This is a genomic window from Sphaerisporangium dianthi (assembly GCF_042654065.1).
GTDB lineage: Bacteria > Actinomycetota > Actinomycetes > Streptosporangiales > Streptosporangiaceae > Sphaerisporangium > Sphaerisporangium dianthi.
In genome coordinates, this window is sequence record NZ_JBHSFP010000017.1 from 90,408 (window position 1) to 113,883 (window position 23,476).

Annotated in this window: 18 protein-coding genes; 12 read left to right on the forward strand and 6 right to left on the reverse strand. The window is 71.9% G+C overall.

Annotated features, from left to right (window positions below):
* Window positions 1-194: 194 nt before the first annotated feature.
* The 4 genes from ACFO60_RS23560 to ACFO60_RS23575 all read left to right on the forward strand — a co-directional run bounded on the left by ACFO60_RS23560 (window position 195) and on the right by ACFO60_RS23575 (window position 4,692).
* A complete protein-coding gene (locus ACFO60_RS23560; RefSeq protein WP_380843649.1) occupies window positions 195-2,312 on the forward strand; it encodes a (Fe-S)-binding protein in 2,118 nt (705 codons plus the stop codon).
* A gap of 162 nt (window positions 2,313-2,474) precedes the next feature.
* Window positions 2,475-3,290 (forward strand): hypothetical protein, encoded by an 816-nt coding sequence (locus tag ACFO60_RS23565; RefSeq protein ID WP_380843513.1) that lies wholly within the window; start codon window positions 2,475-2,477, stop codon window positions 3,288-3,290.
* On the forward strand, window positions 3,287-4,369 hold the full coding sequence (locus tag ACFO60_RS23570; protein ID WP_380843515.1) for a glycosyltransferase: 1,083 nt from the start codon (window positions 3,287-3,289) through the stop codon (window positions 4,367-4,369). Before ACFO60_RS23565 ends, ACFO60_RS23570 begins: the two co-directional genes overlap by 4 nt.
* Before the next feature lie 41 nt (window positions 4,370-4,410).
* On the forward strand, window positions 4,411-4,692 hold the full coding sequence (locus ACFO60_RS23575; protein WP_380843517.1) for a metal-sensitive transcriptional regulator: 282 nt from the start codon (window positions 4,411-4,413) through the stop codon (window positions 4,690-4,692).
* A 508-nt stretch (window positions 4,693-5,200) separates the two neighbouring features.
* Here the strand turns inward: ACFO60_RS23575 and ACFO60_RS23580 are convergent.
* Together ACFO60_RS23580 and ACFO60_RS23585 are read right to left on the reverse strand one after the other, a co-directional pair.
* Window positions 5,201-6,553 (reverse strand): hypothetical protein, encoded by a 1,353-nt coding sequence (locus ACFO60_RS23580; RefSeq protein ID WP_380843519.1) that lies wholly within the window; start codon window positions 6,551-6,553, stop codon window positions 5,201-5,203.
* Window positions 6,554-6,708: 155 nt separating this feature from the next.
* A complete protein-coding gene (locus tag ACFO60_RS23585; RefSeq protein WP_380843521.1) occupies window positions 6,709-7,287 on the reverse strand; it encodes a gamma carbonic anhydrase family protein in 579 nt (192 codons plus the stop codon).
* A gap of 181 nt (window positions 7,288-7,468) precedes the next feature.
* Between ACFO60_RS23585 and ACFO60_RS23590 the strand changes: the two genes are divergently transcribed.
* Window positions 7,469-8,959 (forward strand): hypothetical protein, encoded by a 1,491-nt coding sequence (locus ACFO60_RS23590; RefSeq protein WP_380843523.1) that lies wholly within the window; start codon window positions 7,469-7,471, stop codon window positions 8,957-8,959.
* Window positions 8,960-9,044: 85 nt separating this feature from the next.
* On the opposite strand, the gene ACFO60_RS23595 is transcribed toward ACFO60_RS23590, so the two are convergent.
* The 3 genes from ACFO60_RS23595 to ACFO60_RS23605 all read right to left on the reverse strand — a co-directional run bounded on the left by ACFO60_RS23595 (window position 9,045) and on the right by ACFO60_RS23605 (window position 10,925).
* Window positions 9,045-9,407: a hypothetical protein gene (locus tag ACFO60_RS23595; protein WP_380843525.1), complete on the reverse strand. Its 363-nt coding sequence runs from the start codon at window positions 9,405-9,407 to the stop codon at window positions 9,045-9,047.
* 126 nt (window positions 9,408-9,533) lie between these two features.
* Window positions 9,534-10,283 (reverse strand): GntR family transcriptional regulator, encoded by a 750-nt coding sequence (locus ACFO60_RS23600; protein WP_380843651.1) that lies wholly within the window; start codon window positions 10,281-10,283, stop codon window positions 9,534-9,536.
* A gap of 153 nt (window positions 10,284-10,436) precedes the next feature.
* Window positions 10,437-10,925, reverse strand: coding sequence for a VanZ family protein (locus ACFO60_RS23605; protein ID WP_380843527.1), 489 nt, complete (start codon window positions 10,923-10,925; stop codon window positions 10,437-10,439).
* Between the two features lie 499 nt (window positions 10,926-11,424).
* Between ACFO60_RS23605 and ACFO60_RS23610 the strand changes: the two genes are divergently transcribed.
* Complete coding sequence (locus ACFO60_RS23610; protein WP_380843528.1) at window positions 11,425-12,540, forward strand: aromatic ring-hydroxylating oxygenase subunit alpha; 1,116 nt, start codon at window positions 11,425-11,427, stop codon at window positions 12,538-12,540.
* A gap of 96 nt (window positions 12,541-12,636) precedes the next feature.
* On the opposite strand, the gene ACFO60_RS23615 is transcribed toward ACFO60_RS23610, so the two are convergent.
* Window positions 12,637-13,407 (reverse strand): IclR family transcriptional regulator, encoded by a 771-nt coding sequence (locus ACFO60_RS23615; RefSeq protein ID WP_380843530.1) that lies wholly within the window; start codon window positions 13,405-13,407, stop codon window positions 12,637-12,639.
* Between the two features lie 171 nt (window positions 13,408-13,578).
* Here ACFO60_RS23615 and betA point away from each other — a divergent pair, with 171 nt between their 5' ends.
* The 6 genes from betA (at window position 13,579) to ACFO60_RS23645 (ending at window position 23,475) form a co-directional block, all read left to right on the forward strand.
* Window positions 13,579-15,228 carry a choline dehydrogenase gene (gene betA, locus ACFO60_RS23620; RefSeq protein WP_380843532.1) on the forward strand — a complete coding sequence of 550 codons (1,650 nt, stop codon included), beginning with the start codon at window positions 13,579-13,581 and terminating at the stop codon, window positions 15,226-15,228.
* A gap of 230 nt (window positions 15,229-15,458) precedes the next feature.
* Window positions 15,459-16,511 carry a quaternary amine ABC transporter ATP-binding protein gene (locus ACFO60_RS23625; RefSeq protein WP_380843534.1) on the forward strand — a complete coding sequence of 351 codons (1,053 nt, stop codon included), beginning with the start codon at window positions 15,459-15,461 and terminating at the stop codon, window positions 16,509-16,511.
* A complete protein-coding gene (locus ACFO60_RS23630) occupies window positions 16,508-18,571 on the forward strand; it encodes an ABC transporter permease subunit (RefSeq protein ID WP_380843536.1) in 2,064 nt (687 codons plus the stop codon). Before ACFO60_RS23625 ends, ACFO60_RS23630 begins: the two co-directional genes overlap by 4 nt.
* Window positions 18,572-18,585: 14 nt before the next feature.
* On the forward strand, window positions 18,586-19,596 hold the full coding sequence (locus ACFO60_RS23635) for an ABC transporter substrate-binding protein (protein ID WP_380843538.1): 1,011 nt from the start codon (window positions 18,586-18,588) through the stop codon (window positions 19,594-19,596).
* A gap of 86 nt (window positions 19,597-19,682) precedes the next feature.
* Window positions 19,683-22,133, forward strand: a complete 2,451-nt coding sequence (locus ACFO60_RS23640) for a GcvT family protein (RefSeq protein WP_380843540.1) — start codon at window positions 19,683-19,685, stop codon at window positions 22,131-22,133.
* 109 nt (window positions 22,134-22,242) lie between these two features.
* The gene (locus tag ACFO60_RS23645; protein ID WP_380843542.1) at window positions 22,243-23,475 is read left to right on the forward strand and encodes a sarcosine oxidase subunit beta family protein; all 1,233 of its coding nucleotides are present in this window, start codon (window positions 22,243-22,245) and stop codon (window positions 23,473-23,475) included.
* The last annotated feature ends 1 nt before the right edge of the window (window position 23,476 follow it).

The window sequence follows — 23,476 nt, forward strand, 5'->3', positions numbered from 1 at the left end:
AGAGCTTTTTCCAGAGCATTGTTCTAGCATCGGGTCCACCAAGACGGCCTCCCCTGTGTGCCGCCGGTAAGTTACTGGCGAGTATTATTCGGGATGGCCATGCTGTCACGGTGAATGACCGGTATGTCTACGTTGGGCAGCCGACGCCATAGTTTGGAGGATCCGTGCTCCTTGTAGCGATCATCGGGCTGGCGATGACCGCCGTGGCGGTCACGCTCGCGGGTCGCCGCGTGCGCTGGCTCTACAGCCTCGCCACCAGCGGCCAGCCCGCTCCGGAGCGGGTGCAGTACGCCAAGGAGAACCTTGGCGCCGAGCTCCGGGCGCAGCTCGTCGAGGTGTTCGCCCAGAGGAAGCTGCTCAAGTGGACACCGTCGGGTGTCGCCCACTTCGTGGTGTTCTGGGCATTCGTGATCCTGGCCACGGTCTACCTGGAGGCGTACGGGGCGCTCATCCAGGGAGCCGTGACGGGCACGCCCGACTTCCACATCCCGCTGGTCGGCACCTGGCCAGTGCTGGGCTTCCTCCAGGACTTCATCGCCGTCGCCTGCCTCGCCGGCCTCGCCGCGTTCGCGGCCATCCGCGTCAAGAACTCCCCGAAGAAGCTGGGCCGCGACTCGCGGTTCTCCGGCTCCCACCTGGGCGGCGCGTGGCTGATCCTGTTCATGATCTTCAACGTGATCTGGTCGCTGTTCCTGTACCGCGGCGCGGCGATCAACACCGGCAACTTCCCCTACGGCTCCGGCGCCTTCGCCTCCGACGGCGCCGCCGCGCTGCTGCGCCCCCTCGGCGAGTCCGCCAACGAGGCGCTGGAGAAGGCCGGCCTGCTGCTGCACATCGGCGTCATGCTGGTGTTCCTCGTCATCGTGGTGAACTCCAAGCACCTGCACATCTTCACCGCGCCGCTGAACGTGGCGTTCTCCCGCCGCCCCGACGGCCTCGGCGCGGTGCCCGAGATGCGCAGCAACGGCAAGGCGCTCGACTTCGAGGAGGCCGACCCCGACACCGACGTCTTCGGCCGCGGCAAGATCGAGGACACCACGTGGAAGGGCTTCCTCGACTTCTACACCTGCACCGAGTGCGGGCGCTGCCAGTCGCAGTGCCCGGCGTGGAACACCGACAAGCCGCTCTCGCCCAAGATGCTGATCCTCGACCAGCGCGACCACGCCATGGCCATCGCGCCCTACCTTCTCGCCACCGAGCAGGAGCGCGAGAAGCTGCCCGAGGACGTCCTGGCGCTGGCGGGAAAGCCGCTGGTCGGCGAGGACGGCGTCATCCACCCCGACGTGCTGTGGTCGTGCACCAACTGCGGCGCGTGCGTCGAGCAGTGCCCCGTCGACATCGAGCACATCGACCACATCATCGACATGCGCCGCTACCAGGTCATGATCGAGTCGAGCTTCCCCTCCGAGGCGGGCGTCATGCTCAAGAACCTCGAGAACAAGGGCAACCCGTGGGGCGTCTCCGAGATGAAGCGCGCCGAGTGGGTCGAGGAGCTCGCCTCGCGCGAGGTCGACCCGGTCGAGGTGCTGGTCATCGACGAGAAGGTTCCCGACGACCTCGAGTACCTCTTCTGGGTCGGCTGCGCGGGAGCCCTGGAGGACCGCGCGAAGAAGACCACCAAGGCCGTCGCCGAGTTGCTGCACATCGCCGGGGTGAAGTTCGGGGTGCTCGGCCCCATGGAGGCCTGCACGGGCGACCCGGCCCGCCGCCTGGGCATGGAGTTCCTGTTCAACATGCTCGCCCAGCAGAACATCGAGACGCTGAACGAGGCCGGGGTCAAGAAGATCGTCGCCACCTGCCCGCACTGCTTCAACACCCTGGCCAACGAGTACCCGCAGCTCGGCGGCGCCTTCGAGGTCGTCCACCACACCCAGTTGCTGGCCAAGCTGGTCGAGGAGGGCAGGCTCACGCCGATCACGCCCATCGAGGAGAAGATCACCTACCACGACCCGTGCTTCCTCGGCCGCCACAACAAGGTGTACGCCCAGCCGCGCGACATCATGGCCAAGGTGCCCGGCGTCCAGACCCAGGAGATGCACCGCTGCAAGGACCGCGGCTTCTGCTGCGGCGCGGGCGGCGCGCGCATGTGGATGGAGGAGCGCATCGGCAAGCGCATCAACACCGAGCGCGTGGACGAGGCGCTGACCACCGATCCCGACACCGTCTCCACCGCCTGCCCGTTCTGCCTGGTCATGCTGGGTGACGCCATCAACGAGAAGAAGAACAGCGGCCAGGCCAAGGAGTCGTTGGAGGTCGTGGACGTCGCACAACTGCTCATCACCTCTGTGAAGGGCTCGCCGGTCAAGGCGTGAGCCGCCGCCGGCGGCCCTGCCCGTCGCATGACGGCCCTGGCAGGCCGCCGAAACGGCCCTGCCCGCCGGTCGGCGGGCAGGGCCCGAAAACCTTTCTCCACATAACGGGGAAATCACGGTAACCTCAACGCGCGGGGGCTCGATCGACGGGGAGGGAGCGCGGTGCGCGTTGTCGTTACCGATGCCGAGGTCACCTTGGCCGACGTCCTCTCGCTCCGTCTCTCCATCGAGCAGCCCCTGGCGCAGGGCACGCGGCTCGTGTTCCGCCAGCGGGGCACCGGCGCCGAGGCCAAGGTGGTGCTCGGCACGCCGGGAGCCGAGGCGCGCGACGCCTCGGTCGCGGTGTCGCTGACGCCGCTGGCTCTGGCCCCCGGCCGGTGGGACACCTACCTCGAGCACGACGCGGGCTCCGCCGAGGACCGCGGCCGCACCCGCATGCAGAGCGTCGACCCGGGGTTCTCCCTCGACCGGCTGGACGCCTACGCGCTGAGCCGCCGCACTCTGGCCTACCGCGCCTACCGCACCCTCAACGGCTACCTGGCGCTGAAGATCTCCCCGGCCGAGCCGGTGGCCGACGTGCGCGCGGTGTGGTTCCGCGAGGGCCGTTTCGAGGTCACGGGGCTGCTGGCCTACACCGGCTTCGACGACGACGACGCCCACCGCACGGCCCGTCTGGCCTTGCGCAGCACCTCCGGCCCCGATACGGCGGTGACCGCCGCGGCCACCGTCCAGGGCGTGCGCTTCCACGCCGCGCTGTCGCTGTGCGACGTGATCGCCGCGACGCCGGAGTACGAAGGGCTGTGGACGCCGTCCCTGGAGGTGGACGGGCTGACCGAGCCCCTTCCCCTCGGGGCGCGCATCGACGACGTGGACGGCAAGCGCCGCCGCGTGCAGTATCCCGACACCAGCGTCGACGGCGTGCCGGTCCGGCCGTGCTACACGGCGGACGACGAGCTCCGTCTCGAGGTGGGCGGATGAAGATCTGCTTTCTGGTCCCCTCCGCGTACGGCATGCGCGGTGACACGCGGGCGGTGCTCAACCTCTCGGCCGAGCTGGCCGCCCGGCACGAGATCGAGATCATCAGCGTCCGCAGGGTGCGCGAGGCGCCCTTCTTCCCTGTGGACCCGCGCATCTCGCTGCGCTGGCTGATCGACGCGCGCCCCGGCGTGCGCCATCTGCTGCCGCGCGGGCAGATGCGCACCGAGGTGGCGCTCTGGCGCAGTCTGCGCGGTCTGCGCTGCGACGTGCTGGTGACCACCAGGCCGGGCCTCAGCGTCCAGGCCGCGCGGCACGTGCCGCGCGAGATCGTGCGCATCGCCCGCGAGTGGAGCCGTCCGGCGGTGCCCGCGCCCGTCCGGCGCTTCTATCCCAAGCTGGACGCGGTGGTGGCCTCGACCGAGGCGACGGGGGAAGAGATGATCCGCCTGCTGGACGGCGCCTCCGACCCGCCGGTGCTCGTCGTCCCCGACGCGCTCCCGCCGGGGCCCTGGCCGCGTTCGCGCATGGACAACCGCGTCGTCTCGGCGGGCGGGCGGTGGCTGCCCGGCAAGGCGTTCGACCGGCTCATCCGCGCCTTCGCCATCGTGGCCGACAAGCGTCCCGACTGGCGGCTGCGCCTGTACGGCGGCGGCCCAGAGGAGAAACGGCTGCGCGCGCTGGTCGGCGAGCTCAACCTGCACAACAACGTGTACTTCATGGGCACCACGCCCGATCTGCAAGGAGAGTTCGCCAAGGCGTCCATCGTGGCCGTCACCTCGCACGCCGAGACGCCGGGCATGACGGTGATCGAGGCGCTCGCGTGCGGCGTCCCCGTGGTCGGCTTCGACGGCGCCCGGGGGTTCGGCGAGTTCGTGACGCCCGGCCGCGACAGCGTGCTTGTGCCGGCCGGCGAGGGCGAGATCGGCGCGTACGCCTCGGCGCTGCTGGCGCTGATCGACGACGAGCGCCGCCGCATGGTGCTGGCGGCGGGGGCGCGCGAATCGGCCGCCGAGCACGCCGCGCCCGTCATCGCCGCCCGCTGGGAGGCGCTGGTGGAGAGCTTGCGGGCCCGCGTCTGAGCGCAGCGGCGCCGATACCCCGAACAGGTATCGTGGACGATATGCATGGCTACAGCGGTGACAAGCAGGCCTATCTGACCAGGCTCCGGCGCATCGAAGGTCAGATCCGCGGGCTGCAGCGCATGGTGGAGGAAGACTCCTACTGCATCGACGTCCTCACGCAGGTGTCGGCCGCCACGCGCGCTCTGCAGGCGGTGGCGCTCGGGCTCCTGGAGGACCACATCGGGCACTGCGTGAAGGACGCCATCACCGTCGGAGGGCCCGAGGCCGACGAGAAGGTCAAGGAGGCGTCGGCGGCCATAGCGAGGCTAGTGCGCTCGTAGCGGCCGGCGGGGGGCGCCCGGCCCGGGTGGACTAGTCCCGAAGAGGGATGCGGAACGCCCTGGCACAAAACCGTCCCGAACCCCAGGGGAGTCCGGGACCAGTTCTGCGAGCTACTTCAGTGGCTCACCGAAGTTCGCAACCCGAGCGCGTTGTCGAGCTCATCCAACGTCAGCTCTCGCTCGCTGACAGCGACGGCGCTGAGCACCTCCGCGTAGAGCGCGATCTCGTCCAACGCGACACGGTCATGGACTCGTGAGTCCAGATAATCGTGCCCCACCGCGTCGTCCTTCCTTCCGCAGCCCACACCCTCTTCGAGGTTACGACCGGGCGGCTTTAGATGACATGGCCCATCGGGACCATTCGCCGGACCCTCTCGTGTCCCCGTGGAACCATTTCCCGGTTCCGAGATCACAATTCCGTCAAATCCCCAGATCAGAGGGTGGGGAATGATATACGCGAGGTAAGCATGAAATAACCTCATAAACGGTTTAGGCCGCCCCGTCGGGATCAGGAGTGGCGTATCCATTCCGCTGAGGTCGCTGGGACGGAAGGCGCCGGATCGTCCCGCTCGTTGATCAAGCAGGTCACCGTCGCGGAGGACGTCGGGAAGCCGCGCGGCGGCGGCGCCGTCTCCGTCAGGCGGCACCAGGCGAGCCCCGTCGCGTAACCCGCTCCAAGCAGAGCCGCGGCCGAGGCGCGGTCGGGCGGGCGCAGGGGGGCGGGCGGCTCGCCGTCGCGCGGCCAGCACCCCCGCAGAGGATGAGCCGGATCGGTGAGCGCCGCGTGGTAGGCCCGCCGTGACTCCGGGTCCAGCCACCCGTGAAGCAGCGGCGCGACGTCCGGCGCCACGGCCTGGACGTCCGCGGCGAGCAGCGAGGCGGCCACCGCCCGCGGGTCCGCCCCATGGGCGCACGAGAACGACAGCGCCTCCACCAGGTCGTACAGCGTGTGCCGGAAGTGCTCGCCGGGCGAGAACTCGGCCACCAGAGCGCCTTGGAGACGCGGCGGGCAGCGCGACAGCCACGCCTGCCGCGCCGACTCGGCGTCCTGCGCCGGGTGGTCCAGCCACGGCCGCGCCAGCAACGGCTCCACCATCGCCAGCAGCGCGGCGGCGCGGGGAGCGAACCGGGGGTCGGCGAGCAGCACGCGCGCGGTGCCCGCGACATGCCCGGCCGCGCGCACCGCCGCGCCCGCTCCGCGCGCGAGCCGCTCGGTGTACAGCGCGGTGAGCGCGGAGAGCGGCATGGGAGGCAGCCAGCGCACCCAGTCGTCCCCCGGCAGGGGGCGGGACAGGAACTCGCCGAACATCGACAGCAGCACCTCGTTGCCGTCGAACGCCGGGGCGTACGCGCACCACATGATCGTTCCCCACATCGCGGCCACCGGAGCCGTGACGTCCGGGTGGAAGAGCTCGCGCAGCGGCCCCGTGGCGAAGGGAAGCTCCTCCTCCCTGGCGGCGCAGGCGACGTCCAGCAGCGCCCTGATGCGTCCGGTCATGTCACGGGGCACGTCGGGGCCGACGAAGGCCTGCGTGGAGCCCCGCTCGAAGGCCAGGCCGGCGGCCGACGGCAGCAGGTGCTCGGGCACCGGCGGCGCGGGCTGGGCCGCCCGCGCGGCGGCGCGGGCCCGGGGGGCGGCGGGCGGGGCCGCCAGATGCCACAGCCCATCGCCCGGATCGTGGCGGTGCCAGCGGGCGTGCGCGCCGAACAACCAGCAGCCGCCGTCGGGGGTGCGCAGCAGGCGGGCCGTCATCGCCTGCGTCTGAGTGGGTGCGGGGACGTCCGCCCAGCGCGGGTCGGCGACCATGGCTCGGACATCCCGCTCGATCGCCTCGAAAGGGTCCCACTGCACGGCCGCCATGCTACTGGCGACAGGTCACGAGGTCCCGGCTGCCGCGACCCCGGCTGGGCCGTGACGGGATCCGGCGGCGGCGCGGAGGGTCACGAGGTGCGTCCCGAGGGGGCCGGAGCGGTCCCTGCGGCGCGGGTTCGCGGGAAAGGGCCTCTGCGGCGGGTTCAGGGCCCCACGGGCGGCAGGGGCGCGGCGGCGCGGTGGCGGGCGGCCTTGGCCATGTAGTTGTCCGGCGTGCGGGCGAACGTCGCCCGGTCGTCCTCGGTGAGCTCGCGCACGATCTTCCCCGGCACCCCGGCGACCAGCACTCCCGCGGGGATCCGCTTGCCCGGGGTGACCACGCAGCCCGCCGCGACGAGCGAGCCGGCGCCGATGGTCGCGCCGTTCAGGACGGTCGCGCCGATGCCGACCAGCGCACCGCTCTCGACGCGCGCGCCGTGCACGACGGCGCGGTGGCCCAGGCTCACGCGGTCCTCCAGCACGGCGGGCAGGCCCGGGTCGGCGTGCAGGCAGCACAGATCTTGGATGTTGCACTCGTCGCCGACCTCGATGGCCTCGTCGTCGCCGCGCAGCACCGAGCCGTACCAGACGCTCGTGCCGCGCCCGAGCCGTACGCGGCCGACCACGACGGCCGTCGGGGCCACGTAGGCCTCGGGGTGGACGACGGGCACGGCGTCGCCCAGCGCCGCGATGTAGGGCGAGGCCGCGGAGGCGCCCGGGCCGGAGAGGAGCCGCTCGCTCATGTCATCGATGATCTCACGTGGCGATACGCGCTTTCCCGGCCTTGCCGACGGAAGGGGTCATTCGACCTGAAGAGGTCAGGCGTTCGGGTTGCGGACTTGGGCAGATGGCAGGAAAGTCGTGTCCGACGTGTCGTCACCGAAGCACGACCCCCACTCGATTCACGACCCCCAGGGCCCAGCCATGACGAACCAGCACGACAGCTTTCCCGACATGATGCACGAGGACCTCGGCTTCGAGGTGGTGATGCGTGGATACAGCCGCAGGCAGGTCCACGATCACATGGTCCGAACTCGCAACCAGATTCGTGACCTGGAGGAACGGCTGGCACGCGCCATCGATCAGGCCGAGCAGGGCCGTGTCGAGCTCTCGGAGGCCCGCCGCCGCCTGGCCGAGGCCCCGCAGGACTACGACGAGCTCGGCCAGCGGCTGAGCCAGATACTCAAGCTCGCCGAGGAGGAGGCGATCTCCAAGCGCGAGACCGCCGGCGCCGACGCGGCCAAGGTCCGCGAGGAGGCCGCCGCCGAGGCCGAACGCATCCTCGCCGCCGCCCAGGGCGAGGCCGAGCGCCGGGTCGCCGAGGCCACCGACGCCGCCGAGCGGCTGCTGGCGCAGGCGGGGTCGGACGCCGAGGAGACCCTGGGGGCCGCGCGCGCCGAGGCGGACGAGACGCTGCGCAACGCGCGGGCCGAGGCCGACCGCACCCTCACCGCCGCGCAGCACGAGGCCGAGCGCCTGGTGTCGGAGGCCGCAGCCCAGGCCGAGGCGACGCTCGGCTCGGCCAACACGGAGGCCGAGGCCACGCTGAAGGCCGCGCGCACCGAGGCGAGCGACACGCTGGACGCCGCGCGGCAGCGCGCCGTGTCCCTTGACGAGCACACCGGCAAGAGGGTGACGTTCCTCACCGACACCCACACAGAGGTCATGCGCCGGCTCGACGAGATGGGCTCGGTGCTGACCGACCTGCTGCGCCGCGAAGGCGCCGCGGGGCCGCTGATCGACGAGGCCGCCGTGCTGCCGCCCTCGCCCTCGGCCGGCGCGGCCGAGGAGCCGGGCCAGAGCGAGCCGCCCGCGGCGCAGGAGCTCGACGAGGTCCGCGTCGTCCTGGACGACGCCGGCGCCGGCTCGCGCGACGCTCAGCCGGGTGACGCCCAGCGGGGCGACGCTCAGCCGGGTGACGCTCAGCCGGGCGAGGACGCCCGCGCCGGTCACGACGCCGCGCGTGACGGGCACGAGCACGGCCGAAACGGTGAGCAGGGGGCGGCCGCCGGGCAGGATGGGCAGGACGTCTTCGGCGCTCAAGGCGGGCAGGACGTCTTCGGCCCTCAGAGTGGGCAGGACGTCTTCGGTCCGAAGGGCGGGCAGGACGTCTTCGGTCCCCAGAGTGGGCAGGACGTCTTCGGACCGCACACCGGGCAGGACCCGCACACCGGGCAGGACCCGCGCGACGGGCACGGGACGCGCGGCTTGAACGGGCCGCAGGACGCCGGGTATGCCGCGACCTTCGGCGACGGCGGCGATCCGCAGGAGACCGTGCGGGTGGTGGACGGCCGGGGCGACGCGCACGTCGAGGGCGACACCCGGCACGGCAACGACCACGAGACCCCGAAGGGCCGCATCCGCGGCTTCTTCGAGGACTCCGAGATCCACTCCGGGCGCGCGGCCGACCAGTAGAGGGTCGCGCCCGGCCTGGCGGAAACCTCCGCCCCCGATCGGGTCGGAGGTTTCCGCGCCGCCTCTCGCCGGTGCGGGTGGGCGATCAGGTTCCCCGGTCGACGGCGCCGCCGGGCGGCTCCCTGTCTCCCTCGCTGGAGGCACCGGGCGTTCCGGTCTCTCCCCGGCCGGGGGACGTGCCGGTAGGTCCGGTTTCTCCCCAGTCGGGGGAGGCGCCGGGTGTTCCGGTCTCCCCATCGAGGGCGGTGATGCACCGCTGCTGCTCCAGCAGCCGCCCGCGCAACCCCTCGGGATCGTCGGCGTCGATCGTCATCGCACAACCCGCGTCACGTTCGCGTTCTGTGAGCAGGCGGTGCCGGGTGGCCCACCACCGTCCCGCGTCGCTCCTCCAGATCGTCCACTCGGGGAACTCCCGGGCGATTTCGGCGAGGTGCCGGTCGAACGACATCCCGTCCACCCTTCCCGCGGCGAGGGGCCAGGTTGGTACCTTCCTCCTTCACGTTGCGGGACATCTCTAGAGAAATCAATGTTCTGGTAGGACAGGTCAACCTAACGCTTGACATTTCGCCTTGACTTAGGCGTCGAAGTCGTACTGAAGTACGTACGACGCGGCGTCCATGATCATGATGTTGAGCTCCACCGCGCCGCCTCCGGTGGTGTAGGCGGTCCTGCAGACGACGATCACCGGCGTCCCCGCGGACAGGGCGAGCCGGTCCGCCTCGTCCGGCGCGGGCATCCGGGCGCGCACCTCCTCGGTGAAGTGCACCGGCGTGTGCCCGAGGTCGCGCAGCCGCGCGTAGACGCCGCCCGGGCCGGTGTCCGGCTGGACGATGGCCGTCCCGGCGACCAACTCGGCCGGAAAGCACGAGGCCGCGAGCTGGACGGGCCGCCCGTCGACGGAGTAGCGCCGCCGCCGCACCCACACCTCGTCGCAGCCGAGCACCCGCGCGGCGTCCTCGGCGGCCGGCTCGCGGGCGATCGTCAGATCGTCGACCACGTAGGGCCGGCCGGAGGCGTCGCCGTCCCAGATGGCCCTGCCCGTCCCCCATTGCTCGCGGGACAGGCGGCGCGAGCCGTGCCGGCGGATCGGCCGGAACTGCCGCACGTAGACCCCCGAACCCCGGCGCGGCACGGCCATGCCCTCGTTGATGAGCACCGACAGGGCCTGCCGCGCCGTGGCACGGGCGATGCCGTACTCGGCCATGAGGGCGTTCTCGCCCGGTAGGCGATCCCCATCGCGGAACTCGCCCGCCTGGATCGCCTGGCGCAGGCGATCGGCGATGCGGCGATAGATCGGGGGGTCGTGAGGTACCGGGGATTGCATCACGCTCTATCACCCTCAGTCACCAACGCGGTCCGCGTCTCCAGAGAACTTGCCCCGCCTTGTCCACGATCGCACAGATACTCAGGTTGGTCCCGTGCTTCTTTTGAGCGGAACGTGCCCGTGTGGTGATCTTCGGGGTCTTTCGTGCTTGGTTTACCGTGGACCGGTCCCGGTCGCCGCCCGCCCGGCCCGCCACGGCCGCGTCGCCAGGGCCGCCAGCACGGCGCCCGCGGCGTTCAGCAGGACGTCGTCGACGGACGAGACGCGGCCGAGGCGCAGGCCGTACTGAAGGGCCTCGACGGCGGCCGACAGCGCCGCGGCGAGCAGGGCGACGCGCCAGAGCGCGGAGAAGCGCGCCGAGCGGACCGGCAGCAGCGCGCCGAGCGCGGCGAAGACCAGAAGATTGCCTCCGACCTGCGCGAACACCGCGCCGAGCGGGGCGTGCGCCAGGTCGGCGAGATCGCGCAACGGCACCAGGCTGACGCCGGAGGCGCTGCCGGGAGTGAGGATCATCCACAGCCACGGGAGGGTCCCGGCGACGATGAAGACGTCCGCGTAGGCCGTCCGCGCGGGGCGGGGATGGCCCCGGCGGGCGCGCAGCCGCGCCAGCAGATGGGCGACGGCGATGGCCGCTGGGAGCAATAGAAATGTGGCTAATACGACATGTCCCCAAAGGTGCCATTCAAGCCGCATGAGGGACATCCTTCCCGATCGTGCACTCCCGCCGGCACATGATCGACGGACGCGCCGGGCGGCGCCGGGTAACAGGAAGCTGGCTCTGGAGAAAGGGTCGCCCGCCGCCGATCCGGACGGCCGGCGATCGGCGGGCGTGACTCAGAGTGAGAGCGAGGCGGAGAGGGCCGGGGGCCGGGCGGGCGGCTCCGAGGCCCTGAGGAAGCCGGAGCCGGACGAGAGGGCGGCGTCACCCGGCCGTATTGACAGGCGGCTCACCTGGGACGCAGTCTGTTGCGCATAGCGAATTTCGTTTCGCCATCATCAACTGAGGGGTGCCCCCGGTGATACCCGCCCGTCCCCTCGCGGCGCTGCCGCGGGGCGAAGCCCACCGGCTCGACGTCGATCGGCCCGGAGCCGTCCCCCGCCTGCCGCCGGGCGTGGCGGCCGAGGGAGCGGGGAGCCGGGCGTGACCGCCTCCAGCCTGCTGGCCACCCTCCCCGGCCACCTGTACACCGACCAGGACGTCTTCGCCCTGGAGCAGCGGCAGATCTTCGAGTCGATGTGGTTCTGCGCGGCCCGCGCGGACGACCTCGCCGGGCCCGGCGCCTTCCGCACCGCCCAGGTCGGGCGCGAGAGCGTCATCGTCAGCCGGGCCGAGGACGGTTCGATCCGCGCGTTCCTGAACGTCTGCCGCCACCGTGGCGCCCGCCTGTGCACCGAGGAGTCCGGGCAGGTCCGCCGGGCCTTCCAGTGCTCCTACCACGCCTGGGCCTACGACCTTTCCGGCACGCTCATCGCCGCGCCGAACCTCAGCACGATGCCCGACATCGACCGGGTCGAGTACGGCCTGGTCAAGGTGCACGTGCGCGAGTGGCTCGGGTACGTGTGGGTGTGCCTGGCCGACGAGCCGCCCCCCTTCGAGCAGGACGTGCTGGGCGCGGTCGTGACCCGGCTCGGCGACCTGGCGTCGATCGAGAACTACGGCGTCGAGAACCTCAAGGTGGGCCGCAGGATCGTCTACGACGTGCGGGCCAACTGGAAGCTGATCGTCGAGAACTTCATGGAGTGCTACCACTGCGCGACGATCCACCCCGAGCTGACCGCGGTGCTCCCCGAGTTCGCCGACGGGTACGCCGCCCAGTACTTCGTCGGCCACGGCGCGGCGTTCGGCGGCGGCGTCCAGGGGTTCACCGTCGACGGCTCGCCGGGGGTGGACCGCATCCCGACGGTCAGCGAGGAGCAGGACCGCCGCTACTACGCGATCACCATCAGGCCGCAGGTGTTCGTCAACCTCGTCCCCGACCACGCCATCGTGCACCGGATGTTCCCGCTCGCGCCCGACCGCACGGTCGTGGAGTGCGACTGGCTGTTCCTGCCGGAGGTCGTGGCGGCCGGCAAGGACATCGGGCCCTCCGTGGAGCTGTTCCACAAGGTCAACCTCCAGGACTTCGACGCGTGCGAGCGCTGCCAGCCGGCGATGGGCTCACGGGCCTACGCGCGCGGCGGCGTGCTCGTGCCGAGCGAGCACCACATCGCGGAGTTCCACGAATGGGTCGTCCGGCGGCTCGGCCTGCCGCGCTGACGGACGCCGGGTCCGTGCGAAGCGGAGGGCCAAGCGGGACGCGCCGCGAAGGCGCCCACGGCGAGCGGCGAGCCGGGAGACGCGCGGCGGCGAGGGTTATCCGGAGAAACCGAGCCGGTGGCTGATGTCGGCCGCGCCGCCGATCAGCGCCGGCGCCACCTGGTGCATGCGCTCCTCGCTGAAGCGGTAGGCGGGCCCTGACGCGCTGACGGCGGCCACCACCTCCCCGTCGTAGGAGCGGACGGCGGCGGCCACGGCGTTCAGCCCGATCTCGTACTCCTCCACCGTGACGGCGTACCCGCGCGTCCTGGCGTCCTCCAGCTGGGGGAGCAACTCGCCGGCGGAGGTGATGGTGGCCGGGGTGTAGCGGGCCATGCCGGCCGCGGCCAGCAGCCGGTCGCGGTGGCGCTCGTCCAGGTGGGCCAGCAGCATCTTGCCGCTGGAGGTGGCGTGCAGCGGGGTGAGCTGGCCCACCCAGTTGTACGCGGTGACCGCCGAAGGGCCGCGCACCTGGTCCAGGTTGACCGCGTAGTGGGATCGCACGACGGCGATGTTGACGGTCTCGCCGATCTCCTCGGCGAGGCGGCGGCAGACCGGGCGTCCCTGCTGGGTGAGGTCGAGTCGGGAGGCGACGCCGCCGGCCAGGCGGATGACGCCGAAGCTGAGGCGGTACTTGCCGCGGTCCTCGGCCTGCTCGACGAGGTTCCTGGCCTCGAGGGCGCCGAGCAGCCGGAAGGCGGTGGACTTGTGGACGCCGATCTCTGCCGCGATCTCGCTGACGCCGGCCTCGCCGCGCTGGGAGAGGATCTCCAGCACGGTGATGGCCCGGTCGACCGACTGCACGCCGGCCGAGGATTCGTTGCCCATAGCTGGGGACTGTAGGGCGTCGGCGTACCGGCAGTCCATTTGCGCCGCCGTCGTGCTATAGCCGTCCGATGGTTGCGGATGCCGCAACCTTATGCGTCAATCGCTACAACGCATTGCGCGACGTTTCTCCGCATATGCCAGATATGGCGATGAGAGCGAGACGAGGGTTATATGTACGACTTCGTCATCGTCGGTGGTGGTTCGGCCGGATGCGCCCTGGCGAACCGGCTGTCCGCCGATCCCTCGGTCCGGGTGCTGGTCCTGGAAGCGGGACGCCCGGACTTCCCCTGGGACGTCTTCATCCACATGCCGGCCGCGCTGATGTTCCCGATCGGCAGCCGGTTCTACGACTGGAAGTACGAGTCGGAGCCCGAGCCGCACCTGAACGGGCGGCGCGTCTACCACGCCCGCGGCAAGGTGCTCGGCGGATCGAGCAGCATCAACGGCATGATCTTCCAGCGGGGCAACCCGCTCGACTATGAGCGCTGGGCGGCCGACCCCGGCATGGGGACCTGGGACTACGCGCACTGCCTGCCGTACTTCAAGCGCATGGAGAACTGCACCGCCGACCCCGGCACCGCCTTCCGCGGCCACGACGGGCCGCTCGTGCTGGAGCGCGGACCGGCGGACGGCCCGCTGTTCACGGCCTTCTTCGAGGCCGCGCGGCAGGCGGGGTACCCGCTGACCGACGACGTGAACGGCTACCGCCAGGAGGGCTTCGCGCCGTTCGACCGCAACATCCGCCGGGGCCGCCGCCTGTCGGCCGCGCGCGCTTACCTCCACCCGGTCGCGAGGCGCCCCAACCTGACGGTCAGGACCAGGGCGTTCGTGACCCGCGTGCTGTTCGAGGGCGGGCGCGCCGTCGGCGTCGAGTGCAACGGCCGCACCGTGCGGGCGGGCGAGGTCATCCTGTGCGGCGGCGCGATCAACACCCCCCAACTGCTCCAGCTCTCCGGGGTGGGCGCGGCCGACGAGCTGTCGGCGGCGGGCGTGCGCCCCGTCCACCACCTGCCCGGCGTGGGGGAGAACCTCCAGGACCACCTGGAGGTCTACGTGCAGTACGGCTGCGGCCGGCCGGTGTCGATGCAGCCGGCGATGAAGTGGCGCAACCGGCCGTGGGTCGGCGCCCAGTGGCTGTTCCTGCGCAGGGGCCCGGGCGCGACCAATCACTTCGAGGCCGGCGGCTTCGTCCGGAGCAACGACGACGTCGCCTACCCGAACCTCATGTTCCACTTCCTGCCGGTCGCGGTGCGCTACGACGGCTCCGCCCCGGCCGGCGGCCACGGCTACCAGGTGCACGTCGGCCCCATGTACTCCGACGCGCGCGGCTCGGTGAAGATCCGTGACGCCGACCCCCGGGTGCGGCCGGCGCTGCGCTTCAACTACCTGTCCACCGAGCAGGACCGGCGCGAGTGGGTGGAGGCCGTCCGGGTGGCCAGGGACATCCTCGGCCGGCCGGCCATGGACGACTTCAACGCGGGCGAGCTGTCGCCGGGGCCGTCCGTGCGCACCGACCAGGAGATCCTCGACTGGGTCGCCCGCGACGCGGAGACCGCCCTGCACCCTTCCTGCACGGCGCGCATGGGCGTCGGCGAGGACGCCGTCGTCGACCCGCTGAGCATGCGGGTGCACGGGCTGGAAGGACTGCGCGTCGTGGACGCCTCGGTCATGCCGTACGTGACCAACGGCAACATCTACGCGCCGGTCATGATGGTCGCGGAGAAGGCCGCCGACCTGATCCTCGGCGACACCCCGCTGCCGCCCGAGCCGGTGGAGTTCTACCGGCATCCCGGCCGCGCCTCGGCGCCCTCGTCCCGTTGACCGCCGGTCTCGTCATCACCTCCGCCGTGGTGCGGCGGTGCGTTTTTCGGTCGGCAAGGGAAACGCGGCAAGCCTTGACCGGGGCGGTGCGCGGGAGGGACGATCTGTTCCTCGTTGAGCATTCGGATGCGTGATACGCAACCGAATTCGCGAAGGGAGAGGTCCGTGACCGAGCCCTGTCCCGGCCGCCCCGGGTGGCCGGCCCCCGCCCCTCCGGCCGCGAGGTGACCATGACCGCGACGTCGCAGGCCGGACCCCCGCAGCCCGCAGAGACGGTGACCCTCGACGTACGCGGTCTGTGGAAGGTCTTCGGCCCGCACCCCGAACGGGTGGCGGGCACGCCGCTCGCCGAGCTGTCGCGGGCCGAGCTGAAGGAGCGCACCGGCTGCGTCGCCGCCGTGCGCGACGTCTCCTTCGCCGTACGGCGCGGCGAGGTCTTCGTCGTGATGGGCCTCTCCGGCTCGGGCAAGTCGACCCTCGTGCGCTGCCTGACCCGGCTGGTCGAGCCGACCGCCGGCGAGGTGCGGCTGGACGGGCGGGACATCCGCGAGGCCGGCGACAAGCAGTTGCGCGAGCTGCGCCGCCACCGGTTCGCCATGGTGTTCCAGCACTTCGGCCTGCTGCCGCACCGGCGGGTGCTGGACAACATCGCCTACGGCCTGGAGATCCAGGGCCAGGGCAGGCCGGACCGCTACCGGCGCGCCACCGAGATGCTCGACCTCGTCGGGCTGGCCGGGTACGGCGAGTCCTATCCCGACCAGCTCTCCGGCGGCATGCAGCAGCGGGTGGGCCTCGCCCGCGCCCTCGCGGTGGACCCGGAGGTGATGTTCTTCGACGAGCCGTTCTCGGCCCTCGACCCGCTGATCCGCCGTGACATGCAGAACGAGGTCGTACGCCTGCACCACGAGGTCGGCAAGACGATGATCTTCATCACGCACGACCTGAGCGAGGCGCTGAAGCTCGGCGACCGCATCCTGATCATGCGCGACGGCGAGATCGTCCAGATCGGCACCCCCGACGAGGTGGTGGGCGCCCCCGCCGACGACTACGTCCGCGAGTTCGTGCGCGACGTGCCCCGCGCGGACGTGCTCACCCTGCGCTGGATCATGCGCCCGCCCGGGGACGGCGACGCGCTGGACGGCCCCGAGCTCGGTCCCAGCGTCGTCATCAAGGACGCCGTGCGCACCGTCCTGCGCGCCGACCGTCCCGTGCGGGTGGTCGCGGACGGCGAGCTGCTCGGCCTGGTCGGCAGCGCCGAGATGCTGGAGGTGATCGCCGGGTGACCGCCGGCCTCGCGGCCCGCCGGCCGGCGTGGTCGCGCCCGGGTTTCCTGCTCGGCGGCATTCTCGCCGCCTGGGTCGTGCTGTGGGTCGCCTTCCGCGGCCAGGCCACGCTCCCGCTGGACGGCGCAGAGCTCACGCCGCTGCACGTGCGCATCGGCCAGGCGGCGGAGGCCGTCGACGGCAGCCGAGACGAGAACCCGCTGTTCCTCTACTTCATCGACTACGTGCGGCTCTTCATCGACGATCTGGTCACCTTCATCCAGGCTCTGATCAGCAGGCCCTCGTTCGGCCGCCCGGTGCCGGTGATCGGCTGGCTCGGCGTGGCCGGCATCGCCGGGGCGGTCACCCTGCTGTTCGGCAACGTCCGGGTGGCGCTGCTGACCGTCGCGGGGTTCGTCTCCTTCGGGCTGCTCGGCCTGTGGCAGGAGAGCATGGACACGCTGGCGCTGACGACCGCCGCCGTCCTGCTGTCGCTGGCGGCGGGCATCCCCCTCGGCGTCTGGGCCGGGCTGAACGACCGGTTCGACCGGCTGGTCACCCCGGTGCTCGACTTCATGCAGACCATGCCGACCTTCGTCTATTTGGCGCCGCTGACGCTGTTCTTCCTCATCGGGCCGGCCAGCGCCACCGTCGCGACGATGATCTACGCCATCCCGCCGGCGATCAGAATCACCTCGCACGCGATCAGGCAGGTGCCCCGCGAGACCGTGGAGGCCGGCGCCTCGCTCGGCTCGACGCCCTGGCAGCTGCTCACCAAGGTGCGGCTCCCGCTGGCCGGGCGCACCATCATCGTCGGCGTCAACCAGACCGTCATGGCCGCGCTGTCCATGGTCACGATCGCCGCGCTCATCGACGCGCCCGGCCTGGGCAAGACCGTGCTGAAGGCCCTGGAGACCCTGGACGTCGGCACCTCGTTCAACGCCGGCCTGGCCATCGTGATCATGGCGATCGTGCTGGACCGCGGGATCTCGGCGGCCGGGCGCCGCGTCGAGACGGCGCACCGCGCCGGGCGCGCCCGCCGGCCTGTCCTGCGCCGCGTCCAGGTGGCCGCCGTCCTCGCCGGCACCGCCGTGCTGGTCTACCTGTCGCACGTCTATGTGTGGGCCGCGGAGTTCACGAGCGAGGCCGACCTCGGCTCCCACGTCCGCCGGGGCGCCGACGCGGCCGGCCAGTGGGCGCAGGCCAACCTGTACGCCTACACCAACGGACTGAAGAACCTCATCACCTACAGCCTGCTGAACCCGTTCGAGGCGGTGCTCACCGGGTCGCCGTGGTGGCTGGTGCTGCTGGTCGTCACCGCGACCGCGCTGGTGGTCGCGACGCCGCGGGTCGCGCTCGTGTGCGCCGCGTGCCTGGCGCTGCTGGTGGCGCTCGGCCTGTGGCAGGACGCGATGGTGACGCTGGCCTCGACGCTGGTCGCCATCGTGCTGGTGATGGCCCTGGGCATCGTGATCGGCGTGTGGATCGGCAGGGACGACCGCGCCGACCGGGTGATGCGCCCGCTGCTGGACGCCGGGCAGACCATGCCCGCGTTCGTGTACCTGGTGCCGATCCTCGGCCTGTTCGGCGCCACCCGGTTCACCGCGATCATCGCCGCGGTCGTCTACGCCGCGCCGGTGGCGATCAAGCTGGTGGCGGACGGCATCAGGGGCGTGTCCGCCGGGGCGGTGGAGGCCGCGACGGCCGCCGGGTCGAGCGCATGGCAGATCATCACCAAGGTGCAGGTCCCGATGGCGCGCGGCGCGGTCGCGCTGGCCGCGAGCCAGGGCCTTTGCTACGTGCTCGCCATGGTCGTGGTCGGCGGGCTGGTCGGCGCGGGCGCGCTCGGCTACGACGTCGTGTCGGGGTTCTCGCAGCTGCAGCTCCGCGGCAAGGGCCTGGCCGCGGGCCTCGCGATCGTCGTGCTCGGCACCATGCTCGCCGCGATCACCAAGGCCCTGCAGCGTCGCGGAGCCCGCGCGGCCTGGGGAGCCCGCGGAGCTCGCGGAGCCCGCGGAGCTCGCGGAGCTCGGACATCGCCCGTCACGGGTGCGCAACGGCCGCCTAGGGCGGCCCTGTGATCAGGAGGACCCTGGTGAGTGTTTCGAGGACGGTTTCGAGGACGGGTTCGACGACCACACGGCCGAGGGCGGCCGTACTGGTGGCGGCCGTCGGCCTGCTGGCCTCCGCGTGCGGCGGGGCGAAGGTCGGCGAGACGCCGGCGGCCTCCGGGGACGCCGCGTCGGCGAAGAAGGCGTGCGGCGCGGTCAACATCGCCATCAACCCCTGGGTCGGCTACGAGGCCAACGCGGCCGTGATCGCGTACGTGGCCGAGAAGGAGCTCGGCTGCCAGGTCACCAAGAAGGACCTCAAGGAGGAGGTGGCCTGGCAGGGCTTCGCCACCGGCGAGGTCGACGCGGTCGTGGAGAACTGGGGCCACGACGACCTGAAGAAGAAGTACATCGAAGAGCAGAAGGTCGCCGTCGAGGCCGGCCCGACCGGCAACAAGGGCGTCATCGGCTGGTACGTGCCGCCGTGGATGGCGCAGAAGTACCCCGACATCACCGACCACAAGAACCTCGACAAGTACGCCGGCCTGTTCAAGACCTCCGAGTCCGGCGGCAAGGGCCAGCTTCTGGACGGCGACCCCTCGTTCGTCACCAACGACGCGGCGCTGGTCAAGAACCTCGACCTGGACTACAAGGTCGTGTACGCGGGCAGCGAGGCCGCGCTGATCACCGGGTTCCGGCAGGCGGAGGCGCAGAAGAAGCCGATGCTCGGCTATTTCTACGAGCCGCAGTGGTTCCTGTCGGAGGTCAAGCTCGTCAAGGTGAACCTGCCGCCCTACACCGAGGGCTGCGACGCCGACGCCGCCAAGGTGGCGTGCGACTACCCGCCGTACGAGCTCGACAAGATCGTGAGCAGGAGGTTCGCCGACTCGGGCAGCCCGGCCTACGACCTGGTGAAGAACTTCACCTGGACCAACGACGACCAGAACCTCGTGGCCAAGTACATCTCCGAGGACAAGATGTCCGCGCAGGACGCCGCGAAGAAGTGGGTCGCCGACAACCCCGAGAAGGTGAAGGGGTGGCTGCCCACCGGCTGAGCCGCTCTTGACACCCCCTGGGCGGCCGGTCACGCTTGTTGCGAACTGCGCATCACGTCTCAACATGCGCAACTGAGGAGCGGCGTATGGCAGGCCCCCGGGTCGTCGTCATCGGAGCGGGCGTCGTGGGCGCGGCCCTCGCCGACGAGCTTTCCGCCCGCGGCTGGGACGACATCACCGTGGTCGACCAGGGCGCGCTCCCGGCGGCGGGCGGCTCCAGCTCCCACGCGCCCGGCCTGGTGTTCCAGACCAACCCGTCCAAGACGATGACCGAGATGGCCCGCTACACCGTCGAGAAACTGGTGGCGCTCGGCTGCTTCCTGCAGGTCGGCGGCCTGGAGGTGGCCACCACCCCCGAAAGGCTCACCGACCTGCGCAGACGGCACGGCTGGGCTGCCGCCTGGGGTCTCACGGCCCACCTCCTCACGCCGGAGGAGTGCGTCCGGCGGCACTCGCTGCTCGACCCCGGACGGGTGCTCGGCGGCCTGTACGTCCCGGCCGACGGCATCGCCAGGGCGGTGGCCGCCGTCGAGGCGCAGCTCGCCCGCGCCCGCGCGCGCGGCGTCCGCGTCCTTCCCCGGCACGAGGTGCTCGACGTGCGCGCCGAGGACGGCCGGGTGACCGCCGTCCGCACCGACCAGGGAGAGCTCCCCGCCGACGTCGTCGTGTGCTGCGCGGGCATCTGGGGACCCAAGGTCGCCGCCATGGCCGGCATGAACCTGCCCCTCACGCCGCTCGCCCACCAGCTCGCCTGGACCGGCCCCGTCCCGGCCCTCGCCGGCCGGGCGGGCGACCCCGGGCCCGGGGGGACGCACCGCGAGGCGACCCGCCCGATCCTGCGGCACCAGGACGCCGACCTGTACTACCGGGAGCGGCACGACCGGCTGGCCGTCGGCTACTACGGCCACCGCCCGATGCCGGTGCGCCCCGAGGACATCGCGCCGGTCGGCGCGGCCGAGGTGATGCCGTCGGTGACCCCGTTCACCCCCGGCGACTTCGCCCCGGCCTGGGAGGAGACCCGCTCCCTGCTCCCGGCCACCCGCGAGGCCGAGATCGAGGAGGGCATCAACGGGCTGTTCTCCTTCACCACCGACAACATGCCGCTGCTCGGCGAGTCGGCCGAGGTCAAGGGCTTCTGGGTCGCCGAGGCGGTGTGGGTCACCCACTCGGCGGGCGTGGCGCGCGCCATGGCCGAATGGCTGGTCGACGGGCACTGCTCGTCGTTCGACCTGCACGAGTGCGACGTCAACCGGTTCGAGCCGCACCAGCTCGCCCCCGAGTACGTGCTGACCCGCGACTGCCAGAACTTCGCCGAGGTCTACGACATCATCCACCCGCTCCAGCCGCCGGAGAACCTGCGCCCGCTGCGGGTCAGCCCCTTCCACGCGCGGCAGCGCGAACTGGGCGCCGTCCCGCTCGAGGCCGCAGGATGGGAACGCCCCCAGTGGTACGAGGCCAACGCCGCGCTCGCCGAAGGCAGGGACATCCCGGCGCCCGGCGAGTGGGCGGCGCGCCACTGGTCCCCCATCGTGGGCGCCGAGGCGCTGGCCTCCCGCGAGGGCGTCGCCCTGTACGACATGACCGCGCTCAAGCGGCTGGAGGTCGCCGGGCCCGGCGCGGCGGCGTTCCTGAACCGCGTCTCCACCGGCGAGGTCGACAAGGCCGTCGGGACGGTCACCTACTGCCTGCTCCTCGACCACGACGGCGGCATCCGCAGCGACATCACCGTCGCCCGCCTCGGCCGCGACCTGTTCCAGGTCGGCGCCAACGGCAACCTCGACCTCGACCGGCTCACCCGGCACCTGCCCGCCGACGGCTCGGCGACCGTCAGGGACATCACCCCCGGCACGTGCTGCGTCGGCGTGTGGGGGCCGCGCGCCCGCGACGTCGTGGCGCCGCTCACGACGGCCGACTTCTCCGCCGAGGGCTTCCGCTACTTCCGCGCCAAGCGGGCGTACATCGGCGCCGTGCCGGTCACCGCGCTGCGCCTGTCCTACATCGGCGAGCTGGGCTGGGAGCTGTACACGACCGCCGACATGGGGCTGAAGCTGTGGGACACGCTGTGGGAGGCCGGGCAGGCGCACGGCGTCGTCGCCGGCGGGCGCGGGGCGTTCACCAGCCTGCGCCTGGAGAAGGGCTACCGCTCCTTCGGCGCCGACATGACCTACGAGCACGACCCGTACGAGGCCGGCCTCGCCTTCGCGGTGAAGACGGGCAAGGACGACTTCATCGGCAAGCGGGCGCTGGCCGCGCGCGAGGCGTCGGTGCGCCGCCGCCTGACCTGCCTGACGGCCGACGACCCCGCCGACGTGGTGATGGGCAAGGAGCCGGTGTACGACGGCGACGCCTGCGTGGGGTATGTCACCAGCGCGGCGTACGGGTACACCATCGGCAAGGCCATCGCCTACGCCTGGCTGCCCGCCGGCCTGGCGGTCCCCGGCCGGCGGGTGCACATCGGCTACTTCGGCAGGCGCGTCCCCGCCGTCGTGGCGCGCGAACCGCTGTTCGACCCCGCCATGAAGCGGCTGCGCGCGTGACGGGCGCCGGGCTGCGCACGACGCGGGCGGGACGCCACGGCGGGCACACGACCGGACGCCGTGTCCGGCGCACGACCGGACGCCGTGACGCGGTGACGACGGGAGAACGATGACCGGCCCTGCTCACATCGCCGGACCCGGGGACGGCGCCGCCCTCTGGCGCGGCCTCGCCGAACCGGACGCCTCCTACGACGTCGTCATCGTCGGCGGCGGCGGGCACGGCATCGCCACCGCCTACTACCTCGCCAAGAACCACGGCATCACCAACGTCGCCGTGCTCGAACGGGGCTGGCTCGCCGGCGGCAACATGGCCCGCAACACGACGATCATCCGCTCGAACTACCTGTGGGACCAGAGCGCCGGCATCTACGAGCACGCGCTCAAACTGTGGGAGGGGCTGGAGGAGGAGCTCGGCTATCGGCTGCTGTTCAGCCAGCGCGGCGTGCTCAACCTCGCCCACAGTCTGCAGGACGTGCGCGACGGCGTGCGCCGCGTCAACGCCAACCGGCTCAACGGCGTGGACGCCGAATGGCTCGGCCCCGAGCAGGTCAAGGAGATCTGCCCCATCGTCGACGTCCGGCCCGACGTCCGCTACCCCGTGCTCGGCGCCACCTACCAGCCCCGCGCGGGCATCGCCAAGCACGACCACGTCGCCTGGGGGTACGCCCGCGCGGCCGCCGCGCTGGGCGTCCACTTCGTCGAGCACTGCGAGGTCACCGGCATCGAGGTCTCCGGCGGACGGGTCCAGGCCGTCCGGACCACGCGCGGGCGCGTCGCGGCGGGACGGGTCGCGCTCAGCGCGGCCGGCCACTCGGCCGTCGTCGCCGGGATGGCCGGGCTGCGGCTGCCCGTGCAGAGCCACACTCTCCAGGCGCTGGTCTCCGAGCTGCTCGAACCGGTGCACCCGACGGTCGTCATGTCCAACGCCGTCCACGTGTACGTCAGCCAGGCCCACAAGGGCGAGCTGGTCATGGGCGCCGGCATCGACGCGCCCAACTCCTACCGCAGGCGCGGCGCCTTCCACATCATCGAACGGCAGATGGCCGCGGCCCTGGAGCTGTTCCCGATCTTCGCCAGGGCGCACGTGCTGCGCACGTGGGGCGGGGTGGTCGACGTCACCCCTGACGCCTCGCCCATCGTCGGCCTCACCCCGGTCGGCGGCCTCTACGTCAACTGCGGCTGGGGGACCGGCGGCTTCAAGGCGACGCCCGGCGTCGGCCGGTGCTACGCGCACACCATCGCCAACGACGAGCCGCATCCGCTCAACGCGCCCTTCGACCTCGAGCGATTCACCACCGGCGCGCTCGTGGACGAGCACGGCGCCGCCGCCGTGGCCCACTGAA

Excerpts from the sequence above, each read along its gene's own strand:
- ACFO60_RS23560 (WP_380843649.1), top strand. The coding sequence starts at position 195 with ATGACCGCCGTGGCGGTCACGCTCGCGGGTCGCCGCGTGCGCTGGCTC.
- ACFO60_RS23570 (WP_380843515.1), top strand. The coding sequence starts at position 3,287 with ATGAAGATCTGCTTTCTGGTCCCCTCCGCGTACGGCATGCGCGGTGAC.
- ACFO60_RS23575 (WP_380843517.1), top strand. The coding sequence starts at position 4,411 with ATGCATGGCTACAGCGGTGACAAGCAGGCCTATCTGACCAGGCTCCGG.
- ACFO60_RS23580 (WP_380843519.1), bottom strand. The coding sequence starts at position 6,553 with ATGGCGGCCGTGCAGTGGGACCCTTTCGAGGCGATCGAGCGGGATGTC.
- ACFO60_RS23585 (WP_380843521.1), bottom strand. The coding sequence starts at position 7,287 with ATGAGCGAGCGGCTCCTCTCCGGCCCGGGCGCCTCCGCGGCCTCGCCC.
- ACFO60_RS23590 (WP_380843523.1), top strand. The coding sequence starts at position 7,469 with ATGACGAACCAGCACGACAGCTTTCCCGACATGATGCACGAGGACCTC.
- ACFO60_RS23595 (WP_380843525.1), bottom strand. The coding sequence starts at position 9,407 with ATGTCGTTCGACCGGCACCTCGCCGAAATCGCCCGGGAGTTCCCCGAG.
- ACFO60_RS23600 (WP_380843651.1), bottom strand. The coding sequence starts at position 10,283 with ATGCAATCCCCGGTACCTCACGACCCCCCGATCTATCGCCGCATCGCC.
- ACFO60_RS23615 (WP_380843530.1), bottom strand. The coding sequence starts at position 13,407 with ATGGGCAACGAATCCTCGGCCGGCGTGCAGTCGGTCGACCGGGCCATC.
- betA (WP_380843532.1), top strand. The coding sequence starts at position 13,579 with ATGTACGACTTCGTCATCGTCGGTGGTGGTTCGGCCGGATGCGCCCTG.
- ACFO60_RS23625 (WP_380843534.1), top strand. The coding sequence starts at position 15,459 with ATGACCGCGACGTCGCAGGCCGGACCCCCGCAGCCCGCAGAGACGGTG.
- ACFO60_RS23640 (WP_380843540.1), top strand. The coding sequence starts at position 19,683 with ATGGCAGGCCCCCGGGTCGTCGTCATCGGAGCGGGCGTCGTGGGCGCG.
- ACFO60_RS23645 (WP_380843542.1), top strand. The coding sequence starts at position 22,243 with ATGACCGGCCCTGCTCACATCGCCGGACCCGGGGACGGCGCCGCCCTC.